The sequence below is a fragment of the Microbacterium amylolyticum genome, assembly GCF_011046975.1.
Lineage (GTDB): Bacteria > Actinomycetota > Actinomycetes > Actinomycetales > Microbacteriaceae > Microbacterium > Microbacterium amylolyticum.
Genome location: NZ_CP049253.1, coordinates 878,337 through 900,110, shown reverse-complemented (window position 1 = coordinate 900,110; position 21,774 = coordinate 878,337). Strand labels below are relative to the sequence as shown.

General features: G+C 65.7%; 20 protein-coding genes. 11 read left to right on the top strand and 9 right to left on the bottom strand.

All coding sequences use genetic code 11. From position 1 onward, the window contains the following. The first annotated feature begins 35 nt into the window (after positions 1-35). From manA to G6N81_RS04380, 4 genes are all read left to right on the top strand, one after another. Positions 36-1,235 carry a mannose-6-phosphate isomerase, class I gene (manA, locus tag G6N81_RS04395; protein ID WP_165133618.1) on the top strand — a complete coding sequence of 400 codons (1,200 nt, stop codon included), beginning with the start codon at positions 36-38 and terminating at the stop codon, positions 1,233-1,235. Between the two features lie 98 nt (positions 1,236-1,333). Beyond that, positions 1,334-1,672 carry a WhiB family transcriptional regulator gene (locus G6N81_RS04390; RefSeq protein ID WP_165133615.1) on the top strand — a complete coding sequence of 113 codons (339 nt, stop codon included), beginning with the start codon at positions 1,334-1,336 and terminating at the stop codon, positions 1,670-1,672. An 83-nt stretch (positions 1,673-1,755) separates the two neighbouring features. After that, positions 1,756-4,548, top strand: a complete 2,793-nt coding sequence (locus G6N81_RS04385; RefSeq protein ID WP_165133612.1) for a glycosyltransferase — start codon at positions 1,756-1,758, stop codon at positions 4,546-4,548. Next, a complete protein-coding gene (locus G6N81_RS04380) occupies positions 4,548-5,939 on the top strand; it encodes a DUF5719 family protein (protein ID WP_165133609.1) in 1,392 nt (463 codons plus the stop codon). The genes G6N81_RS04385 and G6N81_RS04380 overlap by 1 nt, the downstream gene beginning before the upstream one ends. Before the next feature lie 8 nt (positions 5,940-5,947). Here G6N81_RS04380 and G6N81_RS04375 read toward each other — a convergent pair whose 3' ends face one another. Next, positions 5,948-6,151 (bottom strand): DUF3499 family protein, encoded by a 204-nt coding sequence (locus G6N81_RS04375; protein ID WP_165133606.1) that lies wholly within the window; start codon positions 6,149-6,151, stop codon positions 5,948-5,950. Between the two features lie 22 nt (positions 6,152-6,173). Between G6N81_RS04375 and G6N81_RS04370 the strand changes: the two genes are divergently transcribed. Further along, positions 6,174-6,638, top strand: a complete 465-nt coding sequence (locus G6N81_RS04370) for a hypothetical protein (RefSeq protein ID WP_206527902.1) — start codon at positions 6,174-6,176, stop codon at positions 6,636-6,638. A 13-nt stretch (positions 6,639-6,651) separates the two neighbouring features. On the opposite strand, the gene G6N81_RS04365 is transcribed toward G6N81_RS04370, so the two are convergent. Next, positions 6,652-7,524, bottom strand: coding sequence for an RDD family protein (locus G6N81_RS04365; RefSeq protein ID WP_165133603.1), 873 nt, complete (start codon positions 7,522-7,524; stop codon positions 6,652-6,654). An 86-nt stretch (positions 7,525-7,610) separates the two neighbouring features. Here G6N81_RS04365 and G6N81_RS04360 point away from each other — a divergent pair, with 86 nt between their 5' ends. After that, positions 7,611-8,606 (top strand): stage II sporulation protein M, encoded by a 996-nt coding sequence (locus G6N81_RS04360; protein WP_165133600.1) that lies wholly within the window; start codon positions 7,611-7,613, stop codon positions 8,604-8,606. 89 nt (positions 8,607-8,695) lie between these two features. Here G6N81_RS04360 and G6N81_RS04355 read toward each other — a convergent pair whose 3' ends face one another. From G6N81_RS04355 to G6N81_RS04325, 7 genes are all read right to left on the bottom strand, one after another. Next, positions 8,696-10,147 (bottom strand): catalase, encoded by a 1,452-nt coding sequence (locus tag G6N81_RS04355; RefSeq protein WP_245324933.1) that lies wholly within the window; start codon positions 10,145-10,147, stop codon positions 8,696-8,698. Continuing rightward, positions 10,140-10,583 carry a Fur family transcriptional regulator gene (locus G6N81_RS04350; protein WP_165133597.1) on the bottom strand — a complete coding sequence of 148 codons (444 nt, stop codon included), beginning with the start codon at positions 10,581-10,583 and terminating at the stop codon, positions 10,140-10,142. Before G6N81_RS04350 ends, G6N81_RS04355 begins: the two co-directional genes overlap by 8 nt. Before the next feature lie 67 nt (positions 10,584-10,650). Next, on the bottom strand, positions 10,651-11,964 hold the full coding sequence (locus tag G6N81_RS04345) for a DUF58 domain-containing protein (RefSeq protein ID WP_165133594.1): 1,314 nt from the start codon (positions 11,962-11,964) through the stop codon (positions 10,651-10,653). A 3-nt stretch (positions 11,965-11,967) separates the two neighbouring features. Beyond that, positions 11,968-12,942: an AAA family ATPase gene (locus G6N81_RS04340; RefSeq protein WP_165133591.1), complete on the bottom strand. Its 975-nt coding sequence runs from the start codon at positions 12,940-12,942 to the stop codon at positions 11,968-11,970. Further along, the gene (locus G6N81_RS04335; protein WP_165133588.1) at positions 12,939-14,129 is read right to left on the bottom strand and encodes a DUF4350 domain-containing protein; all 1,191 of its coding nucleotides are present in this window, start codon (positions 14,127-14,129) and stop codon (positions 12,939-12,941) included. Before G6N81_RS04335 ends, G6N81_RS04340 begins: the two co-directional genes overlap by 4 nt. After that, on the bottom strand, positions 14,126-14,812 hold the full coding sequence (locus G6N81_RS04330) for a DUF4129 domain-containing protein (protein WP_165133585.1): 687 nt from the start codon (positions 14,810-14,812) through the stop codon (positions 14,126-14,128). The genes G6N81_RS04335 and G6N81_RS04330 overlap by 4 nt, the downstream gene beginning before the upstream one ends. Continuing rightward, positions 14,779-16,017, bottom strand: a complete 1,239-nt coding sequence (locus tag G6N81_RS04325; RefSeq protein ID WP_165133582.1) for a DUF7847 domain-containing protein — start codon at positions 16,015-16,017, stop codon at positions 14,779-14,781. The genes G6N81_RS04330 and G6N81_RS04325 overlap by 34 nt, the downstream gene beginning before the upstream one ends. A 114-nt stretch (positions 16,018-16,131) precedes the next feature. Here G6N81_RS04325 and mtrA point away from each other — a divergent pair, with 114 nt between their 5' ends. From mtrA to hpf, 5 genes are all read left to right on the top strand, one after another. Further along, positions 16,132-16,812, top strand: a complete 681-nt coding sequence (mtrA, locus tag G6N81_RS04320) for an MtrAB system response regulator MtrA (protein WP_165133579.1) — start codon at positions 16,132-16,134, stop codon at positions 16,810-16,812. A gap of 79 nt (positions 16,813-16,891) precedes the next feature. Further along, entirely contained in the window at positions 16,892-18,502 is a 1,611-nt protein-coding gene (gene mtrB / locus G6N81_RS04315) for an MtrAB system histidine kinase MtrB (protein WP_241245067.1), read from the top strand. Beyond that, entirely contained in the window at positions 18,499-20,232 is a 1,734-nt protein-coding gene (locus G6N81_RS04310) for an LpqB family beta-propeller domain-containing protein (RefSeq protein WP_165133573.1), read from the top strand. Before mtrB ends, G6N81_RS04310 begins: the two co-directional genes overlap by 4 nt. 83 nt (positions 20,233-20,315) lie before the next feature. Next, on the top strand, positions 20,316-20,990 hold the full coding sequence (locus tag G6N81_RS04305; protein WP_165133570.1) for a ComF family protein: 675 nt from the start codon (positions 20,316-20,318) through the stop codon (positions 20,988-20,990). Positions 20,991-21,076: 86 nt separating this feature from the next. Beyond that, positions 21,077-21,736 (top strand): ribosome hibernation-promoting factor, HPF/YfiA family, encoded by a 660-nt coding sequence (gene hpf / locus G6N81_RS04300; RefSeq protein ID WP_206527901.1) that lies wholly within the window; start codon positions 21,077-21,079, stop codon positions 21,734-21,736. Positions 21,737-21,774: the final 38 nt, after the last annotated feature.

Below are 21,774 nucleotides of genomic sequence, written 5' to 3'. Positions count from 1 at the left end.
CATCGGGCGTGTTCCCGAACCCTTACGCTTAGGGAATGCTTGTGACGTTGACGAACGCTCCTCGTGACTACGAATGGGGCTCGCGCACTCTCATCGCTGGCCTGCAGGGTCGTGGGATTTCTGATGTCCCCGAAGCAGAGATCTGGTACGGAGATCACCCCTCGGATCCGTCCGAGGTGGGTGACGGCACCGGTCGCACCCTTGACGCATGGCTGCGCGACGAAAACGTCACGCCCGGAGTGGGGGGCAGGCTTCCCTATCTGCTGAAGGTTCTCGCTGCGGGCCGCTCGCTGTCGATTCAAGCGCACCCGACGAAGGACCAGGCCGTCGAGGGTTATGCCCGTGAAGCGAGCCTTCCGGCGGGCGCTGCGCGAAATTACGCGGACGACAACCACAAACCCGAGATGATCGTTGCGCTGTCCGACACCTTTACCGCGATCTGCGGACTTCGGGAGATCGGTGCGACGCAGCGTCTTCTCGCGAACATCGGACCCGCAGCCCATCCTCTTGCGGAACGAATTCGCGATGAGCACAGCCTCGGTGAGGCCGTGCGCTGGTTGCTCTCCGGCGACGCGCAGGGCGTCGTTGACGCGATCATCGCCGCCCTCGGCGACGCGCGTGCGACCGAGTTCTCCGCTGAGCTGTCCAACGCCAGGGCCAACGCTGCCGAGTTCCCCGGTGACGCGGGCGTCGTCGTGGGACTTCTCATGAATCTCGTCCAGTTGCGCCGCGGCGAGGCGCTGTTCTTGCGCGCGGGGCAGCTGCACGCCTACCAGTCGGGACTCGGCGTCGAGATCATGGCGGCGAGCGATAACGTCCTTCGCGGCGGTCTGACGCCGAAGCACATCGATGTCGATGAGCTCATGAACGTCCTCGATCGTTCGGCCGGCCCCATTCCCGTGATCCTCCCGACTGTGTTCAACGGAGACAGCCACGGTCTCGACCAGTTCCCGGCGCCCGTCGGCGACTTCCAGCTCTTGCGAGGCTCAGTTTCTGCGGGGTCAACGGCGCGTCTGCAGCCCAATGGCCCCATGATCGTGCTCAGCACGGGCGGAGCCGTTCAGGTGAACGCGGGAGGAACAGTGGTTCACCTGCGACCGGGCGAGGCCGCGTTCGCCACGCCGGATGAGCAGCTTGTTGAGATGGGCGGCGACGGCGAGTTTTTCGTCGCCCAGCCCGGCCACGAGCCGCGCGACGACACGCCGAACGCGACAAAACCTTCAATGCGGGGATGAAAGCTTTAGTATCAGCGACTTGATATTCGCGAATCACACGGGTGTAATTACTTCTGGGGAAGGGACCTGTTCAGGGACTGTCCAAGGGGGAGAACATCATGACCGCATCGCAGTATCGATCCGAAGCACCGGCAGACTGGTTCGTTGACCCTGTCGACCTGGGGGTTCCGGGAGTCCGGCCCGACGAGCCCGTCGACGACGGCGCGCTGTCCTGGCAGAGCGATGCGCTGTGCGCTCAGACCGACCCAGAGGCCTTTTTTCCGGAAAAGGGCGGGTCGACCCGCGATGCGAAGCGCATCTGCACCACCTGTGCCGTACGTACGGAGTGCCTCGAGTACGCCTTGCAGAATGACGAGCGATTCGGCATCTGGGGTGGGCTGAGCGAGCGCGAACGGCGCCGCCTGAAGCGTGCACAGCAGGAACAGCAGGCTTCCTGACCTTCGGGCCTGCTGAGCGCAGGCATCGACCCGTGCGTGTCCCTGACCGTCTCTCAGTGGGACAGGCTTAGGCTGTGTCCGTCATGCCCGCCTCAGTTCACGTCGTGCTCGTCGCGCGATCTTCCCCCGGATCCGCGATACGTCTCGAGCGCACGGTCTCCGCGATTCACGCACAGACCGCACCCGTTTCGGGGATCACGATCGTTGTCTGCGGCGACCCCGCCCCGCTTCGAGCAGCGATCGATCAAGCCGGAGTTCGTCGCGTCCTGACAACAGGGGAGTCAACGACCTTCGCCGCGGCGGCGGAAATGGCGCTCGCACGTGTTCCTGACGGCCGCGCGGTCTGGCTTTTGTCCGACGCAACAGTCCCCGAAGACGACGCGCTCGCGGCCCTTGACGCCGCTCTTGAGCGGCAGCCATCTGTGGCGATTGCGGCGCCGAAGCTCGTTCGAACGGGTGACCGGCGCATGCTGGAATCGTTTGGCGTCACGATGACGGCATCGGGACGCGCTGTGGAGCTCGCCCACGCAGAATACGACCAGGGCCAGCACGACGCAGCCGATGACGTTCTGGGCGCCGATATTCGCGGAATGCTCATTCGCGCCGACGCGCGTGAGGGGCTGATGCCCGATCGCGCCCTCATGGGAGCCGACGAGGGGCTTGACCTGGGCGTTCGCGCCCGACTCGGCGGACGACGCCTCGCGCTCGCACCGAACGCGCGCGTTGCGGTGTGGGTTCCGCGACAGTTCTCGATCACCCGTTCCTATGTGTCCCGTGTGGCCCGCCTGCACAGGCGCCTTGTCTACTCGCCGATCTGGGCGCTGCCGCTGGTGTGGCTCACGCTGCTCCCGCTCGCGCTGTGGAACACCGCTGTCGCCCTTGTGCAGAAGCGACCAGGTCGCGTCGCGCCCGAGTGGATGGCGGCCGTGACGGCCTTCGTCCGTGTGCCGGCGATTGTCCGCAGCCGTGCCAGAATTCGTCACGTTCGCACCGGTTCCTGGCGACAGGTGGACCCTCTCCGCATCGGATACGCAGAGGTCCGTGAACGCGAGATCGCGGCAGAGGAACACGCCCCCCGCGTCCGTGAGCCCCTTCGGTTCTTTTCCGGCGGCGGAGCCTGGGCAGTTATCGCCGCGGCCACCGTGGGAATCGCGGCCTTCATCGCTCTTCTGACCTGGCCCGCGATGGCGGGCGGAGCTCTTCTTCCGCTCCGCCGCACCGTCGCGGGTCTCTGGCGCGATGCCACGTGGGGGCTCCGTGCCGAAGGCCTCGGCGAAGTCGGGGCCACCGATCCCTTTGCCGCGATCGTCGCCGTTCTGGGATCGCTCTGGCCCGCATCGCCGTCGTATGCTCTTGTCCTTCTCTGGCTTGCTGCGATGCCGTTGGCCGTTCTCGGAGCCTGGTTCGCCGCGACGCGTTTCGCGAACGGGGCCGACGCTCGCGTGGCGATCGCCGTTCTCTGGGGCATCGCGCCTCCCCTCTGGGATGGGCTGATGGAAGGGCGTCCCGCGGCCGTCATCGCTCATCTTGCGCTGCCATGGGCCGTCTACGCGGCGGCAGCGGCGCACCGGTCCTGGCCCGCGGCGGGAACAGCCTCGCTCCTCATCGCTGCCACGCTCGCCTCGGCACCATCGCTCGCACCGGCGATCGTCATCGTCTGGATCGTCGGCATCGTCCTGGCGTTCTCGTGGCGCCGAGCGTCTGTGGGCCGCATTGTCTGGTTGATGATTCCGTCGTTCGCGCTCTTCGCGCCGCTGGCGTTCGAACAGATTCAGCGCGGCACACCGCTGGCAATCTTCGCCGACCCCGGCGTCGCCGCCTCGTCGGGGGCAGCCTCTCCGCTCGTGGCGGCCGGGTTCGCCGACGGGCAGGCCGCGGCTTGGGCGCGTTTCCTCACCGACCTTGGCCTGGACTCCTTCGCACGGTTCGGGGCCTGGTCCGCCGTTTTGCTCGTCCCCGTCGTCGCCCTTGCACTGGCCGCGCCGCTCACGGGCCGCGGCAAGCCGGTTCTTATCGCCCTCACGGCGGCCGCCCTGGGCGTTGTGACAGCGGTCATCCAGCCCCATCTTGTTGTCACCTACGCCGGGGGCGTTCACCATGGCGTCTGGCCAGGAACGGGCCTGAGCCTTGCGTGGTTCGGCATGATCGCCGCCGCGGCCGTCGCGCTGGAATCGGGATCCCTTCGGCCGTGGCGCGGACTCACAGCGACGGTCGCTATTGCGTGCGTCGCTCTCGCGGTTGTTCCGCAGCTCACCGCCCTCCACCGCGGAGCAACGCCTCTGCACGCGGGCGTGGGAACGACGCTGCCCGCCTATATCTCGGCAGAAGCGCGCGATGACCGATCCGTGGGAACGCTGATCCTTGAACCCCTCGATCAGGGCGTGAGCGCCCGCGTTGTGTGGGGCGCGAGCGAAACGCTGGGCGGACAATCCACCCTCGACCGCACGCACCTTGCGATGCGGGAGAGCGATGAGACCCTGGCCGTTCTCGCCGCTGACATCATCTCTGGCAGCGCCACCTCTGTGAACGACGACCTTCGCGGGCTCGGGTTGTCGTTCGTGCTGCTGCGGGACAACCCCGCCGCAGCGGGCCCCGTGCAGCGTGCCATGTCACTCACCGCGCAGTCGTCGATGGATGCTCGGGCCGGTTTCGTTCGGGTGGGCGAGACCGAACGCGGCGTTCTCTGGCGCGTCGACGATGCCATTGCCGAACGCGAGGGGCTGGACGGCGCTGACGCCTCGATTGCCTGGATGATCGGCGGCGGACAGGCAGCGATCGTCCTCGCGGCGATTTTGCTGGGATTCCCCACGCGCGACACACGCCGCGCGTCACGTCAGTGGCCGCGCTCCGTTGTGTCTTCACCGGAGGACGACTGATGAAACGCACGCTCACGCGCCGTATCGCCGGAACCACTTTCGGGCTCGCTCTGACCGCGGCGGTGGTCGGCGCCGCCGTTCTTCCCTGGCCGGACATCACGGCCGCGGGAGTTGGCAATACCACCGAGGCGCCGCACACGATCGTGACGCCCGTTCCCGGGGAAGCTCTTCTCGCCTGCGACGGACCGATTCTTGCGCTCGGCCGTGATGCGAGCGACGCCCAGGGTCTCATGGCCGTGACGGACCCCGCGATTGCTGCCCTGAATGCGCGCAGCGAAGCACCCGATACGGACGGGCGCACGACGATCGACGGCGTCGGCGAGGCGACCACGATTGTGCAGCTACCAGACGGGACCGACCCCATCGCGGTATCAGGAGCGGGATCGGCGCTGCTGAACGAACCAGATATCACCGGTTTCGCGGCGTCCGCCTGCCGCGCACCCACTCCCGAAGCATGGCTCGTCGGCGCAACCGTGGCAACAGGAATTACGGACATCGTCGTCGTCGCCAACCCGTCCGAAGTGGCCGCGACCGTGTCGCTCGAAGTCTTCGGCGTCGACGGGCGAACACGGCCGCCGGGCGGAGAGTTCGCTCTGCCCGCCGGCGCCGCGCGTGCCATCCCCGTTGCGAGTATTTCCGGTGCCGAACAGAGCCCCGTCGTGCGCGTGATCGCCTCCGGCGCTCCCGTGCGAGCGTCCCTGCAGTCGAGCCGTGTGATGACACTGGACCCCGTCGGTGTCGACGTTCAGGCCGCTGCCGCGCCCGCGACGAGCGCCGTGATTCCCCGGCTCACCATCACGGAGTCCGCGGCGGAATCACCCGACGAGCCGACGGCGCTCCGGCTGTTGAGTATTGAAGGTGTCGACGCGGTGGCCGATGTCACCGTGGTCTCAGAATCCTCCGGGGGAGTCGCCTTTTCCGCGACCCTTGAGCTCGCGGCCGATCAACCCCTCAGCGTCGACCTGGCCGATCTCGCCGCCGGTTCGTACACCGTTCGCGTCGATGCAGAGTCTCCGATCGTCGCCGCGGTCCGCAACGTCGCCGGAGCTGACTATGGGTGGTCCGTTGCGGCCCCTGAGCTCGATGAGACGAGCCTGGTCACCCTGCCTGACGCTCCGGAAGGGCAGTTCCAGGTGGCGATCGCGAATACGGGCGATGAGCCGGTCACGGTCGTGGTCGATCGTCTCGACCGCGATGTGTCTACGCGCACCCTCGACATTGGCGTGGGGCGCTCCGCGTCGTTCCGCGCTTTCTCCGAGGGGACGTACCGTATCGACGTTTCGGACGGAACCGTGGCCGCGTCGGCGAGCCATGTCGTCGACGGCGCGATCGCATCCTTCCCCGTTCAGCCCGACCCCGCTGAGCCGGAGCCCGTCACCGTCTTCCACTGAGCGGCGCGCTAGCGAAAGCTCTCATGCCGGAGAACCGTCCATCCACGCGGCACCGAGAGTTGATCGGTGTGCGAGTGGCAGAGGTCGTGCGCATGCGGATCGTTTCCGCCGCCGAGAGGACCGAGCGCCGCCAAACGATCGTCGTAGTCGAAAGTCATGGTGGAAACAGCGGGGCGCTGGCACCCAACCTTCGAACAGCGGCGATCGTCCATCCTCAGACTCTAAGCTGGTTATATGAAGTGGTGGGATCGCGCACGCCGCGACGAGCAGGTTCCGAAGGTGTCTCGTCCGTCGCCGAACCGGCACGGTCGACACGGGCGCGCAGGGCGGAGCGCCCTGACCAAACCACCGATTCCTGCCATCGGATCCCGCTACGACCGTTTCGAGATGACCGTTGGTGCGGCGTCATCTTTTCTGCGTGGTGCCTGGCCAGACCTGAAAGACATCCGGTTCGAGATCGCCAGTATGCCCCTGCACGAGGGGGAGAGCGGAACGCCGCGCTGGCTCGTTGATCGCGATAACAACCGCATTCTCATTTACCGGGTGCCGGTCGAACGGCTGTCGAAGGCGCACGGGCTGCCGATGCATCGAACCGATGTCCACCACCAGCGCATCCTCATCGAGAGCGCTGTCTTCGGGGGAGCGGCGGAGTTCCTCGGCCGGGAACCGTGGGAGCTCGGCGCGGACGATATGCATTAGGCGTTCGTTCAGCTCAGACGGCGCGTTCCGCTGACGGCTCGGACGAGAACACCACGACGCTGTCACCCGCGAGCCGGGCAACGCGTATGTTCTCGTTCTCGAGAGCCGTTCGATCACGTTCGCGGCGTACTGCCGCGACGCCCTGCAGAACGACCTCGGGCGATGCGTCCGGGAGCGGCGTCACGAACGGCGCCACGTCGTGCATCAGGTCGGCGGCCAGGCGCGCGCGGATGCGGGGATCGATCTTCGCGCCCCCGGTAGCGAAACGCGTGACGCGGGAGTCGACGCGGGGCGGCAGGCGCGATACATCGGCGATCTCCGCCCAGTGCACCAGCTCAGGGGGGACACCAGGAGCGGGCGGCGGGAGCTTCGGACGGCGCACGCGCTCGCTATAGGTTCCGGCGACGAGATCACCGAGGCGCTGCGCGCGCGGTGTGAACGTTCCAACGAGGATCGCAATGCCACCGAACGTCATGTAAATCTCGAGAACGCCTACGAGCGCACGAATAAACGCGTGTCGGAATCCGATGGCGCCGCCGTCGGTGCGCACGATCCTCCCGCCCGCTGCGAGCTTGCCGAGGCTGCGGCCACGCGTCATTGTCTCCACGGTCAGCGGGAGGCCGACAAACGACATGACGAGAAGGACGATCGTGAGGATCTGGATCGTTCCCTGGTCGATGATGCCGGCCGCAGCGATCGTTCCCGCTCCCCACAGCAGAGCGAGAAAGAGGAGCCAACCGGCCACCATGTCGATGAGACCGCCAAGCGTGCGCATCCCCAGCCCGATGGGCTGCAGGTCGAGTGCGACTGCCTCGCCGGTGAGGACCTCGTCGTCTGCAACGAGTGCCCGCGGGCCAGTTGGCCGCGCAATTGCCGAAGGGGACATGCTCCCAGTCAACCAGACCAGGCGCGATGGGCGCCGTCCCGAGATGCGCTGCCGTCGTGACACGGTGGTCCCGTACAGTGGAACGGGTGAACATCGACGCCCTGATCGACGCGAGGCGGCCCGAGTGGGATCGCCTCCACGACCTCGCGAAGCGACGCACGCTGACGGGGCCCGAAACCGATGAGCTCATTCGTCTGTATCGGGCAGGATCGGCTGATCTGGCCGAAATGAAGACGACAACCGGCCGAACTCCGGCGGGCGACTATCTCTCGAACGTTCTCGGAGCGGCGCGCTATCGAATCACCGGTGCACCGGAGAATGCCGCCAAGCAGTTTCCGCGGTTCTTCCTCGAGCAGCTCCCCGCCGCCCTCTATCGGTTGCGATGGGACACACTCGTTGTCGCGGTGTCCTTTATTGCGATCACCTGGGTTGTCGGTTGGTGGGCATCATCAGATGCTCAGCTGATGGCGACGATCGGTGACGAGACGCAGTTGCGCCAGTACGCCGACGAAGACTTCGTTGCCTATTACAGTGATCACCCCGAGGCGGTTTTCGCGGGAATGGTGTGGACGAATAACGCGTGGATCGCGGCGCAGTCCATCATGTTCGGTATCACCGGCATTTGGCCGCTCTACGTGATGATGCAGAACGCCGTCGGTCTCGGCATATCGGCGGCCGTGATGTTCTTCTACGACCGCGGCGACGATTTCCTGCTCTTCATCCTGCCGCATGGTCTCCTGGAGATGACGGCGATTTTCGTTGCGGGAGCCGCCGGTTTCCGGATCTTCTGGGCGTGGATCGCGCCGGGGCGCGTTTCGCGCGGCACTGCTCTTGCGCGCGAGGGTCGCGCCCTTGCGACTGTTGTCGTCGGTTTGATTCTCGCGCTCGCGCTCTCGGGCATCGTTGAGGGCTTTGTCACGCGCCAAGAGTGGCCGCATGTCATCAAGATCGGTATCGGAGCGGTGGCGCTGGGTGTTTTCCTCGCCTACATGCTCATCTGGGGTCGTCGAGCCTCCCGCCGCGGCGCGACGGGCGATCTGACCGAGTTCGAGGCGGGAACGTCGCGGCTCGTCGCCGGGTAGCGCGGATCGCGCGGTCCCGAATTCACTCTGACGCAAAAAGGGGGCGTAGCGGGAGTGTTTCCCCGCTACGCCCCTCTTTCTGCGTCAGATTATGCGCCGAGCTTTGCCTTGATGCCGGCAACGATCTTCTCGTCGACCTGGCCCCAGTACCAGAAGAAGCGTTCCTTCACGGCGTCGACCGTGAGGCCCTGGTACTGACCGGCGAGGGTCGCGTGGAAGCGATCCTTCTCGCCATCGTCGAACACGTCGTTGTAGAGCGTGCTTGCCTGGCCGAAGTCGTCGTCTTCGCTGTGCAGCGTGTACGCGCTACGCACGAGGGCGCCATCGGTTTCCCACGTCGCTTCGGTTCCGCGCTCGGCGTCCGCGTGCGGGTAGCCGAACGAGTTGGTCGCGTGCACGGGCGTGCCGGCCGGGTTGAAGTGGTACTGCATGTTGCCCTCGTGCATGTAGTTGAACACGGGAGCAGCGTGCGGCTGGTTGACCGGCAGCTGGTTGTAGTTCGTGCCGATGCGGTAGCGCTGTGCATCGGGGTACGAGAACACGCGGGCCATGAGCATCTTGTCGGGCGAGATGCCCGTGCCGGGAACCTGGTTCCCGGGCGAGAAGGCAGCCTGCTCGATCTCGGCAAAGAAGTTCTGCGGGTTGCGGTTGAGCGTGAACTCACCGACCTTGATGCGGGGGTAGTCCGCGAAGGGCCAGACCTTGGTCATATCAAACGGGTTGAACCGGTAGGTCTTTGCGTCTTCGTACGGCATGACCTGCACGTGAACCTCCCACGTGGGGTTCTCACCGCGCTCGATGGCCTCGAACAGGTCGCGACGGTAGTAATCGGCGTCCTCGCCTGCGATGCGCTCCGCGTCCTCGCTGGACAGGGGAACAACGCCCTGCTTCGAGACGAAGTGGTACTGGATCCAGAATCGCTCGCCCTCGGCGTTGACCCACTGGTAGGTGTGCGAGCCGTAACCGTTGAGGTGCCGCCACGACTGCGACAGGCCGCGGTCACCCATGAGATACGTGACCTGGTGGGCCGACTCGGGCGAAAGGGTCCAGAAGTCCCACTGCATGTCGGCGTTGCGAAGCGCAGCGGCTCCCGTGCGCTTCTGCGAGTGGATGAAGTCGGGGAACTTCATGGCGTCGCGCAGGAAGAACACCGGGGTGTTGTTGCCGACCACGTCGAGGTTGCCCTCGGAGGTGTAGAAGCGCAGAGCGAATCCGCGCACATCGCGCCAGGTGTCGGGCGAACCCTGTTCACCGGCAACCGACGAGAAACGTAGCAGAACCTCGGCCTCGCTGCCGGGCTGGAACACCGCGGCGCGGGTGTACTTCGACACGTCCTCGGTGACGGTGAAAGTACCGAAGGCGCCGCCACCCTTGGCGTGGGGGTTGCGCTCGGGCACGCGCTCGCGGTTAAACGAGGCGAGCTTCTCAACGAGGTAGCGGTCGTGCAGGGCGGTGACCCCGTCGGAACCGGTTGTGAGCGAGAATTCGTCGCTCGTGACCGGCGTCCCCGTTTGGGTCGTGGTGTAGGTGATATCAGCCAATGCCGTTCCTTTCGCAGCTGGGACAGATGGCACGGAAGGTCACGCTCGCCTCGAGGACGCGCATGCCGTGGGTGTGGGAGGGCTCGAGACAGGGGGCGGCGCCGACGACGCACGGAACGTCTTCGACCTGGCCGCAGACGATGCACTGCACATGGTGGTGGTTATCGCGCGCCGCGAGTTCGTAGAGCGCGCTTGGCGCGCCGGGCAGGCTGACGCGCTGCGCGATTGACGCTGTTGTGAGACCTCCGACGATGCCGTGGACGGTCTGCAGGGCGATGCCCGGGATCGTCATCTGCACCTCGCGGTGAATGTCGTCTGCCGACGAATGAGGTCGTCTGGCGAGACTGTCGAACACCGCGACGCGCTGTGCTGTGACGCGCAGACCAGCGCGACGCAGGGCGTCAGCGGCGCTCGGGGTCACGGTTGAGGTTGTCATCGATGACAACCCTACCTTGTTCTGAATGATTCGTAAAAGCGAATCATGAATAAAAACGAAGAGAGCCCTACAGCCGCCCGGCTTTCTTCAGCGCCAGATACCGATCTGCGATACGCGGCGGCAGAGACTCCGCGGAATCGGCGATCGCTTCCGCGCCGGCGCGGGAGATCGCCCGTGCAACAGCCTCTGCTTCCTGCGCCGTCTGCTCGGCGGCCGCCGCGTGGAACAGCTCGGAAACACCCGCCGCGCTGTCGAGCGGAGAGGGGGCAATCGTGGTGTCCGTCACGGTGCCGACGAGAACAGTCGTTCCGGCGCTCGGCAAACTCGCAAGCGCCGAGAGGAAGCGCCGAGAGGAAGCGATTGACTCTTGGGCCGTCAGAACGACGATGAGGCTGGGCCGTCTAGCAAGCCGCTGCGCTGCAGAGAACGCGCCGTCCCAGCCGGTATCGATCAGCTGGGCTTCAACGGGCGCCAGCTCGTCTGCGATGTCGGGCAAGAGGCGGTTCCCGTCGACGCCCGTGACGCGCGCTCGCGTGACGCGGTCGTAGGCGAGGAGGTGAACGTGGTCACCAGCACGATTGGCGAGGGCGGCGAGGAGCATGGCGGCTTCGAAACTCGCATCCAGTCGCGTTTCGTCATCGACGCGCGCCGCTGCTGTTCGTCCCGTGTCAATGACGATCGTCACGTGCCGGTCGCGTTCGGGACGCCACGTGCGCAGCATCGTCGTTCCCGCGCGTGCCGTCGCCCGCCAGTCGATCGATCGCACATCATCGCCGCGGATGTATTCACGGAGGGAATCGAATTCGGTTCCCTGCCCACGCACCTGAAGGCTTGTCGAACCGTCGAGCTCACGAAGGCGTTGCACGCGGCTGGCCAGGTGGCGTCTCGCTCGAAACGGTGGCAGCACCCTGATCGCTCCCGGCGCCGCGAGACTGGCCTGGCGCCCGGCGAATCCGAGCGGCCCGCGCAGGCGAACGGTCATGAACTCACTGCGGAGTTCGCCGCGGCGGCGGGGGAGCAACGGGACCTCGAAAACGCGCGACTCGCGCGAGGGAATCGTCGCCGACAACCGGTCGCTCGGCGCGCCGGCCGTCGGTTGCCAGGCGTCGCGTGCCGTGAGGTGCGCCCGCCGGTGACCACCGTTGATGATCTGCACGCGGGTCACGGTCCGCTCGCCGAGCTTGGTTCGTGCCGGCACATCGCGTGAAATCCGCAGTGCACCAGGAGATGCCGCCGCCGCGACGTCGACTGCGACGGCGGCGGCGCACACCACAATCCACGCCGCGAGAACTGCCCAGGCGCTGAAGCCCGCTGCGGGGAGGAGCACGAGCGGGAGAGCGCCTGCCGCGACGAGCAGGGGGAAGCGACCGGTGACGAACATCTGTCAGCGGGGGACGGGCGTTGTCCGCACGACGGACGCGAGCGTCTTGTCCACCGAGACGCCCTCGATTTCGGCATCCGGACGCAACTGGATGCGGTGGCGCCACACAGGCGTGAGCATCGCCTGGATGTGATCGGGCGTAATCGCGGGGTAGCCGCCGAGCCACGCCCACGCCTTCGACGCGGCGAGGAGGGCCGTTGCCGCGCGCGGGCTGGCGCCCACCTGAACGCTCGCGGATTCGCGTGTTGCCCTCGCGAGATCGACGATGTACGCGAGCACATCGTCGGTTGCCTCGACAGCATCAACCGACTGCTGTGCCCGGAGAATCTCATCGGCCGTGACAACGGCAGAAACGCCCTCGAGGACGCGCGGGGAGAAACCGTCAGCATGGCGACGAAGAATGTTGACCTCGGCATCGCGCTCCGGCATGCGGATCATCAGCTTCAGCAGGAAGCGGTCGAGCTGTGCCTCCGGCAGTGTGTACGTACCCTCGTGTTCGATCGGGTTCTGCGTTGCTGCAACGAGGAACGGCTCCGGAAGGGGGCGCGTGACGCCGTCGCTCGAAACCTGGCGTTCCTCCATGGCCTCAAGAAGCGCCGACTGTGTTTTTGGCGGGGTGCGGTTGACCTCATCGGCGAGGAGGATGTTCGTGAAAACGGGGCCCTCTCGGAATTCGAACTCACCGGTCTTCGCGTCATACACGAGAGATCCAGACACATCGCCCGGCATGAGGTCGGGGGTGAACTGCACACGCTTCGTATCGAGCCCTGTTGCACGGCTAAAGGAACGAACGAGGAGGGTCTTGGCAACGCCCGGAACGCCCTCGAGAAGGGCATGGCCGCGCGCCAGGAGGGCAATGAGCAGGCCGGTGACGGCTCCGTCTTGTCCGATAACGGCCTTGCCCACTTCTGTCCGCACGCGCGCGATCACCTCGCGCAGGTCGTCGGCATCGGTCACAGGTGTCTCCTGCTCGGTCATGGGTGGCGTCCTTCCCAAAGGTCGGTCGAGGTGAGATCGTCTTCGAGGGCTCTGAGCCCCTCGGCGAAGGCGGCAAAGGCGGCGTCATCGTGCGGAATGGTCGTGAGAATGTCGTGAATCGCGGGCGCGCTACGCTCGGTGAGGTCCGCGGCGCTCATCGCGATGTCCTGGGGGGATGCGCTCGGGGGAAGAGCCAGTCTGCGACGGATTCTGTCGATCGCGCCGCGGCGAAGCGCATCCGCCGCGTGGGCGGTGTCGTTCGCCGCCCGGTACAGGCGCGCTCGTCCCTCGAGTGTTTCGTTCGCACGCACCGTGACCGGGAGATTCTCGGCCACGAGCGGCCCGAAGCGGCGCCCTCGCCACAGCGCGGCGGCGCCGGCCGAGAGCAGCGAGAGAACGATGAGCGGCGTCACCCAGGTGGGCGCGAGGTCTGTCAGCGACGCGGGGTTTTGTCCGCGGGCGTCCGCCGCCGACGGGGTGTACCAGACGAGGTGATCCGTGTCGCCGAGGATGTCGAGCGCAAGCGCGGCATGGCCGTGTTCGGCGAGAGAATCGTTGGCGATGATCGCGCGAGCATCGAACACCGTGACGGTCGATTCCGTCGTCACCGGCGTCTGTAGCAGCGCGAACCCCTCGCCAACGGGATAACACGCCATGACATCGTCGGTCTCGGGCAAAGCGTATGCCGCGCCGGGGGAGATGTCACCGGCAGCCTCCGCGGCGGAGAGAACACACTCGGGCGAAACAGGGCCCTGACCGTGCCCGCCGAAGCCGATTCCGGGGAAGAAGGCGTCGGCACCAGCGAAATCGGTGTCGAGGAGAACCGTGTGGCCGGCCTTCTCCGTGAGAGAGGCGAGGTCGTCCGGCACGAGCTTCCGCGTGTCGGTGATGACCAGTGTTGACTCCGGCGTCAGATCAGCCTCAGCATCCGCCCGCGAACCGACGACATCCACGGCGACTCCGTCTTCTTCGAGCAGCGTCACGATCGCGAGCGCGCCGTCGTAGCGCGGGCTGTCGGCGGCGAGGGGGTCCGGCGCGGACCAATTGCGTTCGAGAGCAACCGCGATGATTCCGGCGCCGATGATGGCGACAATGATCAGCACCCACGCCAAAACGCCCCGTGTCAGAGAACGCGGGGTGATGGCCTGCGCATCAGGCGCCTTCGCCGTTGTTGCGATGAGGCTCATACGAACATCGCCTCCGCAGTCGCGGAGGGACGGGTTCGCGCGATGCTCTCGTCGAGAGCAACAACCTGCAGTGCGACGTCCTGCTGTGCGGCACGTCGCAGATAGCGGACATCGTCAAAAGTGGCCGCGGCTGCCCGGAGATCCTCGGAACGGTCGGAGAAAGCGGTCGCGGCGCGAGCGGCAAGGGTGCGCGCGGTTGTTCCCGGGGGCGCCGTGACGATCCCACGTTCTTCGAGACCGCGCGCGAGCGCCCGAAATCCGAGGATGACGACCTCGTCCCAGTCAGAGCGCTCCATCGCCGCGCGAGTTGCCTGGCGCAGATCACGGGCGGACCGGCCATCGTCGGCAAAAACATCCGCCGAGCCGGGGGCGCGGCGGTGCTCGCCACGGGGGAGACCCCAGATGACCAGGGCCACGACAACGCCGGCAACAATAAGGCCGACGATGATGACGGTCCAGATCGTGCTCCACTGCGCCCCGCCGATTTGGGGGTTGAGAAGCGAACTGATGGCGTCACCGATCGTCTGCGCAACCCGGTCGAACAGTGTCGGTTCCGTTTCGGCGTAGATCGGCTTTTGTAGTTCGCGTTCGGCGCGCTCCCTCGCCTCGTCGGAGCCGGTGAGAAGCGCGGCGAGAGCCGGGACCGTTGTCATACGGGAGGGGCGGACGGCGGCTGCTGCCACGGCGGAACAGCACCACTCGTTCCCGAGGGCGGGGCCGGTGGGGCCGTTGGCGGGGCGTAGGAGGGAGGAGGAGTCGCTGTCGCGGGCGGATACGGCTGCTGCTGTTGCTGCGGCGGCGGGGTGTGCGCATACGGCGACGGGCGCGCATCCGGATCGAAAGTGTACGGATCGTCGGCGTCGAGACCCTGATGGGTGCGCTCGACGTAGCGCTGCATCCGAAGGTCAATGCCCTCATCGCGCATGCGTGCATCCAGATAACACAGCGCGCCGCCGGAGGCGATGACGATCATCAGCACGGCGGTGAACGCGAAACTAATGATCGAGGGAATGACAGAGAAGATCAGGGCAGTGACCGCGAAACCTGTGTCGTCGATCGCCGCGGGGTCCCCGAACGGGAACAGAACAGCGGGAAGGAACGACAGAGGGAGTATGACTGCGAAGGAGACAAGCATTGCCGCCACATTGGCGATGAGGGCAAGAATGATGAGCACGCCGAAGGTCGACCAAAAGCGACCGCGCGTGAGCTTCCAGGAGCGGACGATGCCGCGGATGGGGCCCGCGCCTTCGAGCACGATCGCGGCGGGAACAAGGTAGAGCTTTGTGCCGAGCCAGGCCGGAAGAACGAGACCGCCGAGAGCAGCAACAATCATGAACAGCGCAGCGGCCGCGATCGCTCCGGGGGTTCCCATGATCGCGGTGAGCACGATCGGGACAACGAGAATGCCGATCGCGATGGTTTGTGCGAGACCGAGCAGGAGTGTGTAACCGATCAGCGGCCAGAATGCCGGGCCGACACGGCGCCAGAGCTGGCGCAGAGAAGACTTCTCGGCCAGTGCTGCCATCCCTGTTTCCGCCACGACAACACCTTGTGCGAGAACGGTGACGGCGGTGACGAGGAATCCCAGAACGATCGAGACGATGATGATGAGCCCGATGGAACCGGCCATCAGCGTGTCGAACTCCGGGGAGTTCGGGTCGACCGTGTCCACCCGGGACAGCGTCGCAAAGGTGACGGCGCCGATCACGACCGTCAAAATCGTCATCGCGAGTGTTTGCACGCCGACGACGAAACCGAGGAGAACCTTCGGGTTGCCCTTCAATACGGCAAAAGCACGACCGAGGATCTGTCCAAACGACAGCGGATACAGGGGAATGAGGCCCTGCCGCGGAAGCGGCGCCCACCCCGAATTGATCGAATCAGTCACGTGTGTTCCTCCCTGGCTATCGTGTCACAGCGGGCCGGGGCACGGGCGGCGACACCCGTACGCGCCCGCGCGCCGAACCCACACGACTGCGGCGGACGTCTAGGCTGTGTGACCATGACCAGTCGCATTCTCGTGGTCGACGATGACACCGCTCTCGCCGAGATGATCGGCATCGTCCTGCGCACGGAAGGCTTCGATACCGCCTTTTGTGCAACAGGGGCCGAAGCCGTCGATGAGTGGCGCCGGACGGCGCCCGACCTCGTGCTGCTCGACCTCATGCTGCCCGGCAAGGACGGCATCGAGATTTGCTCTGAGATCCGCGCTGAATCGGGTGTGCCGATCATCATGCTCACGGCTCGGTCCGATACGACCGATGTCGTCGCGGGGTTGGAAGCCGGGGCCGATGATTACATCGTCAAGCCTTTTAATCCGAAGGAGCTCGTCGCCCGGATCCGCACCCGGCTGCGACCTGTCGCGCCGGAAGACTCCACGGTTTTGCGGATCGGCGACCTCGCAATCGACGTCCAGGCGCACGAAGTGATGCGCGCAGACGAATCGATCTCCTTGACCCCGCTCGAGTTCGAGCTTCTGGTGGCACTCGCATCGAAGCCGCAGCAGGTGTTCACGCGTGAACAACTGCTTGAGCAGGTATGGGGGTATCACTACAAGGCGGATACTCGCCTGGTCAACGTCCATGTTCAGCGACTGCGATCCAAGGTGGAGCTGGACCCCGACAACCCGCGCATCGTGATGACCGTCCGTGGCGTCGGCTACCGCGCGGGCAGCCCCGCCTGATCAGCCACGGGCCGTGACTCCGCTCACGAGGTGGGTTTCGAGAACGTGGCGACGCCCGATCCGCCGCTGGCGTCGGTCGTTGCGTTTTCGCACCGTCCTGATCACGACGCTGACAACGGCCTTGGCGATCGCAGTCGCTGCGGTGTGGGCAGCCCTGGCGATTCAGACTGACTTATTCGAGGCCCGACGCGGCCAGGCTCTCGAGGATACGAATCGCGCTGTCGCTCTCACACAGATGAGGGTCAACGAGGCCGACGTCGCCGGGGACCGGGCGGCCATCCAGGCGCTCACGAACGACATGCTCGATGACCTCGCAACAACGTCGTCGACGCAGCTGATTCTCGGATTCCCGATCGAGGCACAGTCGACGGCGGATGCTCCGAGCGCGTTCTCCTCTCGACCGGATCTGTTCTCCGCCGCGCTGTTGTCCGATGGTCTGCGTGAGCAGGTGACGATCGTTCCCGAGAGTCAGTGGTGGCAGTCGATCGGATTGCCGACCGAATCGGGCGTTGATGTGCCCGCGATCGTGGTGGGGCAGCAACTGGAGATGCCAGACGTTGGCGTTTTCGAGATCTACCTCGCCTATCCGATGACAGACGTGGCCGAGACGCTGGCATTCGTGCAGTTCACGCTCTGGGTCATGGGAATCGCTCTGATCGTTCTCGTCGTCGGCGTTGTGTGGATCGTCATGCGGTTCGTGTCGACCCCGATTGTCGACGTTGCCAAGACGAGCGCGCGGTTCGCCGCTGGCGATCTGTCAGCGCGTCTGGATGTGCACGGCGAAGACGAACTCGCGACCCTCGCGCGCTCGTTTAACCAGATGGCGGACAGTATCGAATCGCAGATTCGCGAGCTGGCCGAGCTCTCTCGTGTACAACAGCGCTTCGTGTCCGATGTCTCGCACGAGCTCAGAACACCGTTGACCACGATTCGTCTTGCCGCCGGGATGCTCTACGACGAACGCGAGAACTTCAACCCGGTCGCGGCGCGATCTGCAGAGCTGCTGCACGAGCAGGTGTCACGATTCGAGGAGCTGCTTGTCGACCTGCTCGAGATCAGCCGTTACGACGCCGGCTCTGTTCAGCTTGAGCGGGAACAGGTGAGCCTCTCGGCCCTGACCGGCGCTCTGACAGAGGATATGGCTGCTCTTGCGACACGGCACGGAGGTGAACTGCGTTTCCGCGGCGATGACGGGCCCGACTTCGTCGACATCGACCCGCGCCGTGTGCGTCGCATCCTGCGCAATCTGATCGGAAACGCGATCGAGCACGGGGAACACCAGCCGATCGATATCACCGTCGCATCGAATGAATCGGCCGTGGCCGTTGGCGTGCGCGACTACGGCCTCGGGATGGAACCCGGCCATGTCGAACGCGTTTTTGATCGCTTCTGGCGTGGCGATCCGTCTCGGCAGAGAACCCTGGGCGGCACGGGCCTTGGCCTGTCGATCGCTCTTGGCGATGCGACCTTGCACGGAGGGACACTGGAGGTGTGGTCGCATATCGGCGTCGGGACGCACTTCGTGTTGACCCTGCCTCGCCGTGCCCATGAAGAGATCGGTGCATCGCCGATATCCGTCGAACCCATCGCGCAACTGGAAGAGGGAGCGTTCCGTACGAGAACAGAGAACGACACCGAGACCCTCGTCATCCGGCACGAGAAGCCGCAGCAAGAGGAGGGGCGTTCGTGAACAGGCTTGTCCGTGTCACCGCCGTCGTCGCCGCGACGATCGTCATGCTGGCCGCATGCGCCGGTCTCCCCACCGCGGGCTACGTTCAGCCGGGCAACCAGACGGGCACAGCGCAGGCCGACGCCGTATGGCAGTTCACACCGGACGGCCCGTCGGAGGACGCGTCGCCGGCGGAAATCGTGCTCGGCTTCCTCGAAGCCGGTGAGAGTCCGACCGGGAACTGGGACATTGCACGGGAGTTCCTCACCGATGACTTCGCGGCGGAGTGGCGGCCCGAGTCGCAGGTGACCGTCGAGAACATCAGCGATAGAACCATCGCTGATTTCGTGGGTGATGCTGAAGAGATCGCCGATGCGGGCAGCGGCGAGTTGCGGGTGAGCGTGACCCCAACAGCCTTCGTCGGCGAAGACGGACAGTACGTTCCCGCATCTGGCGGGGCGCGAGCGCTCAATTTTCAGCTGGTGCGAGACGACGCCGGGCAGTGGCGCGTATCGGCAGCCCCGGACGGGGTGGTTGTCGCCAGTGGCCGCTTCGACTACATCTTCAGCGAACACGTTCTGTACTTTTTCGCCGTGGGAAGCGCCAGACTCGTTCCCGATATGCGCTGGTTCCCGAACACGACAGGAATGGCCTCGCGGATTGCCCGGACGCTTGTCGACGGCGGGCCGTCGGACTGGCTTGACGGCGCGGTGACGACGGCGTTCGACGGCGTGAACATGGGTCGACAGAGCGTTCCGCTGGCAGACGACGGGATGGCAACGGTCGATCTTTCCGGGCTCGTCCGGGAGAGATCCGATCTCGATCGCGGGCGGATGCTGGTGCAGCTGCAGTCCAGTCTCGCCTCCGCCGGCGTACACGCCGTGCAGATCACCGTGGACGATCAGCCCCTTCGGATACCCGAGATTACCGTCGACTATGCGCAGCCGGACGCCAGGGCGCTCGTGATGACGCACGATGAGTTCGGGTTCCTCGGCAGGGAGACCGACCGCATCCCCGGACTCAGCGACGTGATTGAAACGCGCTTCACCGCGGAGGCGAGCGAGGACGACGCGGCAACCTCGATCACGGTCGCCGGGGACCACTCTCACGCCGCTGTTCAGTCAGAGGACGGCACAGTGTGGCGCGTTCGTGACGATGGCACGCTCGACGATCTCGTGTACGGATCAGAATGGGTGGCGCCCGCCCTCGACCCGTTCGGCTTTATCTGGTCAGTACCCGAGGAGCGGTCATCAGCGCTTCAGGCCTGGGGAGACGACGGCGAGCCGATCTCCATCGCTGGACTCGACGAACTTTCGGAGATTGACGACATCCGGATGGCGCGTGACGGCGCACGCCTCGCGATCGCCGGCGCCATAGACGACAGGCCCGTTCTTTTCGTTGCCGGGATCACCCGCGCGCCCGACGGGACGCCGATCGAGCTGGCCGGAGTTCTTGAGGCAACGGCTCTTCCCGAGCGGGCGGACGTTATTGCGTGGGTCGCCGACACAACGGTCGCCGTCGCGATCCCGGGTGACAACAGGACCATCGTGATCGAACAGACGATCGGCGGCAGATCAGAACGCCTCACCGCCTCGTTCGCGATCACCATGATGACCTACGGCAACCCGCAGTCGAACGAGCGCATGCTCACGCGGGACGGTGAGCTTTTCGTCCGCAAAATCACCACGTGGCAACAAGCGGGGGAAGGCGTTTCTCTGCTGGCGACGCAGCTCGGTTCCCCCGCACCCTAGCCTTAGGCGTTTCACACGGCTCCTTCGTCCGTCGTTATCCCCGGAACCCCGCGTCCGCGCGCGGGACTTGCGACGCTATCGCCATGACCTCTTTGCGCCATGCGTTGGACGATGCGATGACGTTGCTGTTTCCCGTCGAGTGTGCGGGGTGCGCGGAACCAACGGGCGCGCTCTGTGAGACATGCCGACAGGCGCTGTGCCCGATTGTCGTGCGCCTGGACATCGGTGACGGCGCATCGCCCCCGCTGGCGGTGTACTCCGCCCTGCGTCTCGACGGAGCCGCCCGTCACGCCATCCGCGCGCTGAAACAGCGCGGACGCACGGGAACCGCTCGAGCGCTTGGCGAAGCTCTCGGAGCCGCCGTCAGGGCCGCGCGTGAGGCGCATGGAGGAGGCGCTGACGTCGTCCCCGTTCCGACCTCGCGGGCCGCCCTTCGCCGCCGTGGATACGCCGTCCCCGATCTGCTGGTGCGCAGAGCCGGCACACTCCCGCTTCGCGCTCTCACGAGTGCGCGCATCGTCGCTGATCAACGCGGTCTGGGACGGCGGGAGCGGCGGCGCAATGTCGCGCATTCCATGCGGGCGCGGCTCCGGCCAGGAACGCGCGTCATTTTGGCCGATGATGTTCTCACAACGGGAGCAACCCTTTTGGAGGCGCGCCGTGCCATCGAGGAGGCGGGTGGCATTGTGATCGCCGCCGTCACCGTCGCTGACACGCCCGGGAAAACAGAACATGACGGGGATGCAGAAAATACGTGACATGCGGGCGACGAACATCTACCGTGGGGTTCACCAAGCGACCGATGGTTCGCTCACTCCGGGCGAACCGGATGGGGAGGCAGAAGATGGACACCAGCATCGTCGGCGTCGGAGTCAGTATCACCGACCGCTTCCGAACCGTCGTGGAGGAGAAGGTCTCACGCGTTGAGACCCTCGCCCCTCGCGCCGAACGTCTCGACGTGAAGGTCACACAGGCCGCACATCGACACGGACGTGTGGAGGAAGCAAAGGTCGAGCTCACCGTCACCACGAAGGGCAAGGTTGCCAGGGCGGAGGCTCGCGAGGAAGACAAGTTCGCGGCGCTCGAAACAGCGCTCGACAAGCTCACAACGCAGCTGCGTCGGGCCAAGGACAAGAGGGTCTCTGACCGTCAGCGTCCGCGGAGCGCGCACCTCGCAAAGGACAGCGGTTCCCTCGAAGGAATCGACATCACGCCCGTCGACGTGGCAACGTTGCATGCTGTCGCAACGGGCGCGGTTCCGATCCAGAACACGGAGGACGAAGAGGAATACACCCCCGTCGTCATCCGGACGAAGACGTTCGGTCCCGAGTGGATGACGGTCGAAGAAGCCGTCGACCGCATGGAGCTGGTCGGGCACGACTTCTTCTTGTTCGTCGACGTCAAGACAGATCACCCGAGCGTCGTCTATCGGCGCCGAGGGTGGGACTACGGTGTCATCTCGCTGGAAACGCAGGCGCCGCCGGCGAAGCAACTCGCCAGCTGATCAATGATCGCGACTGTGGCCCGCTCCGTCAGGAGCGG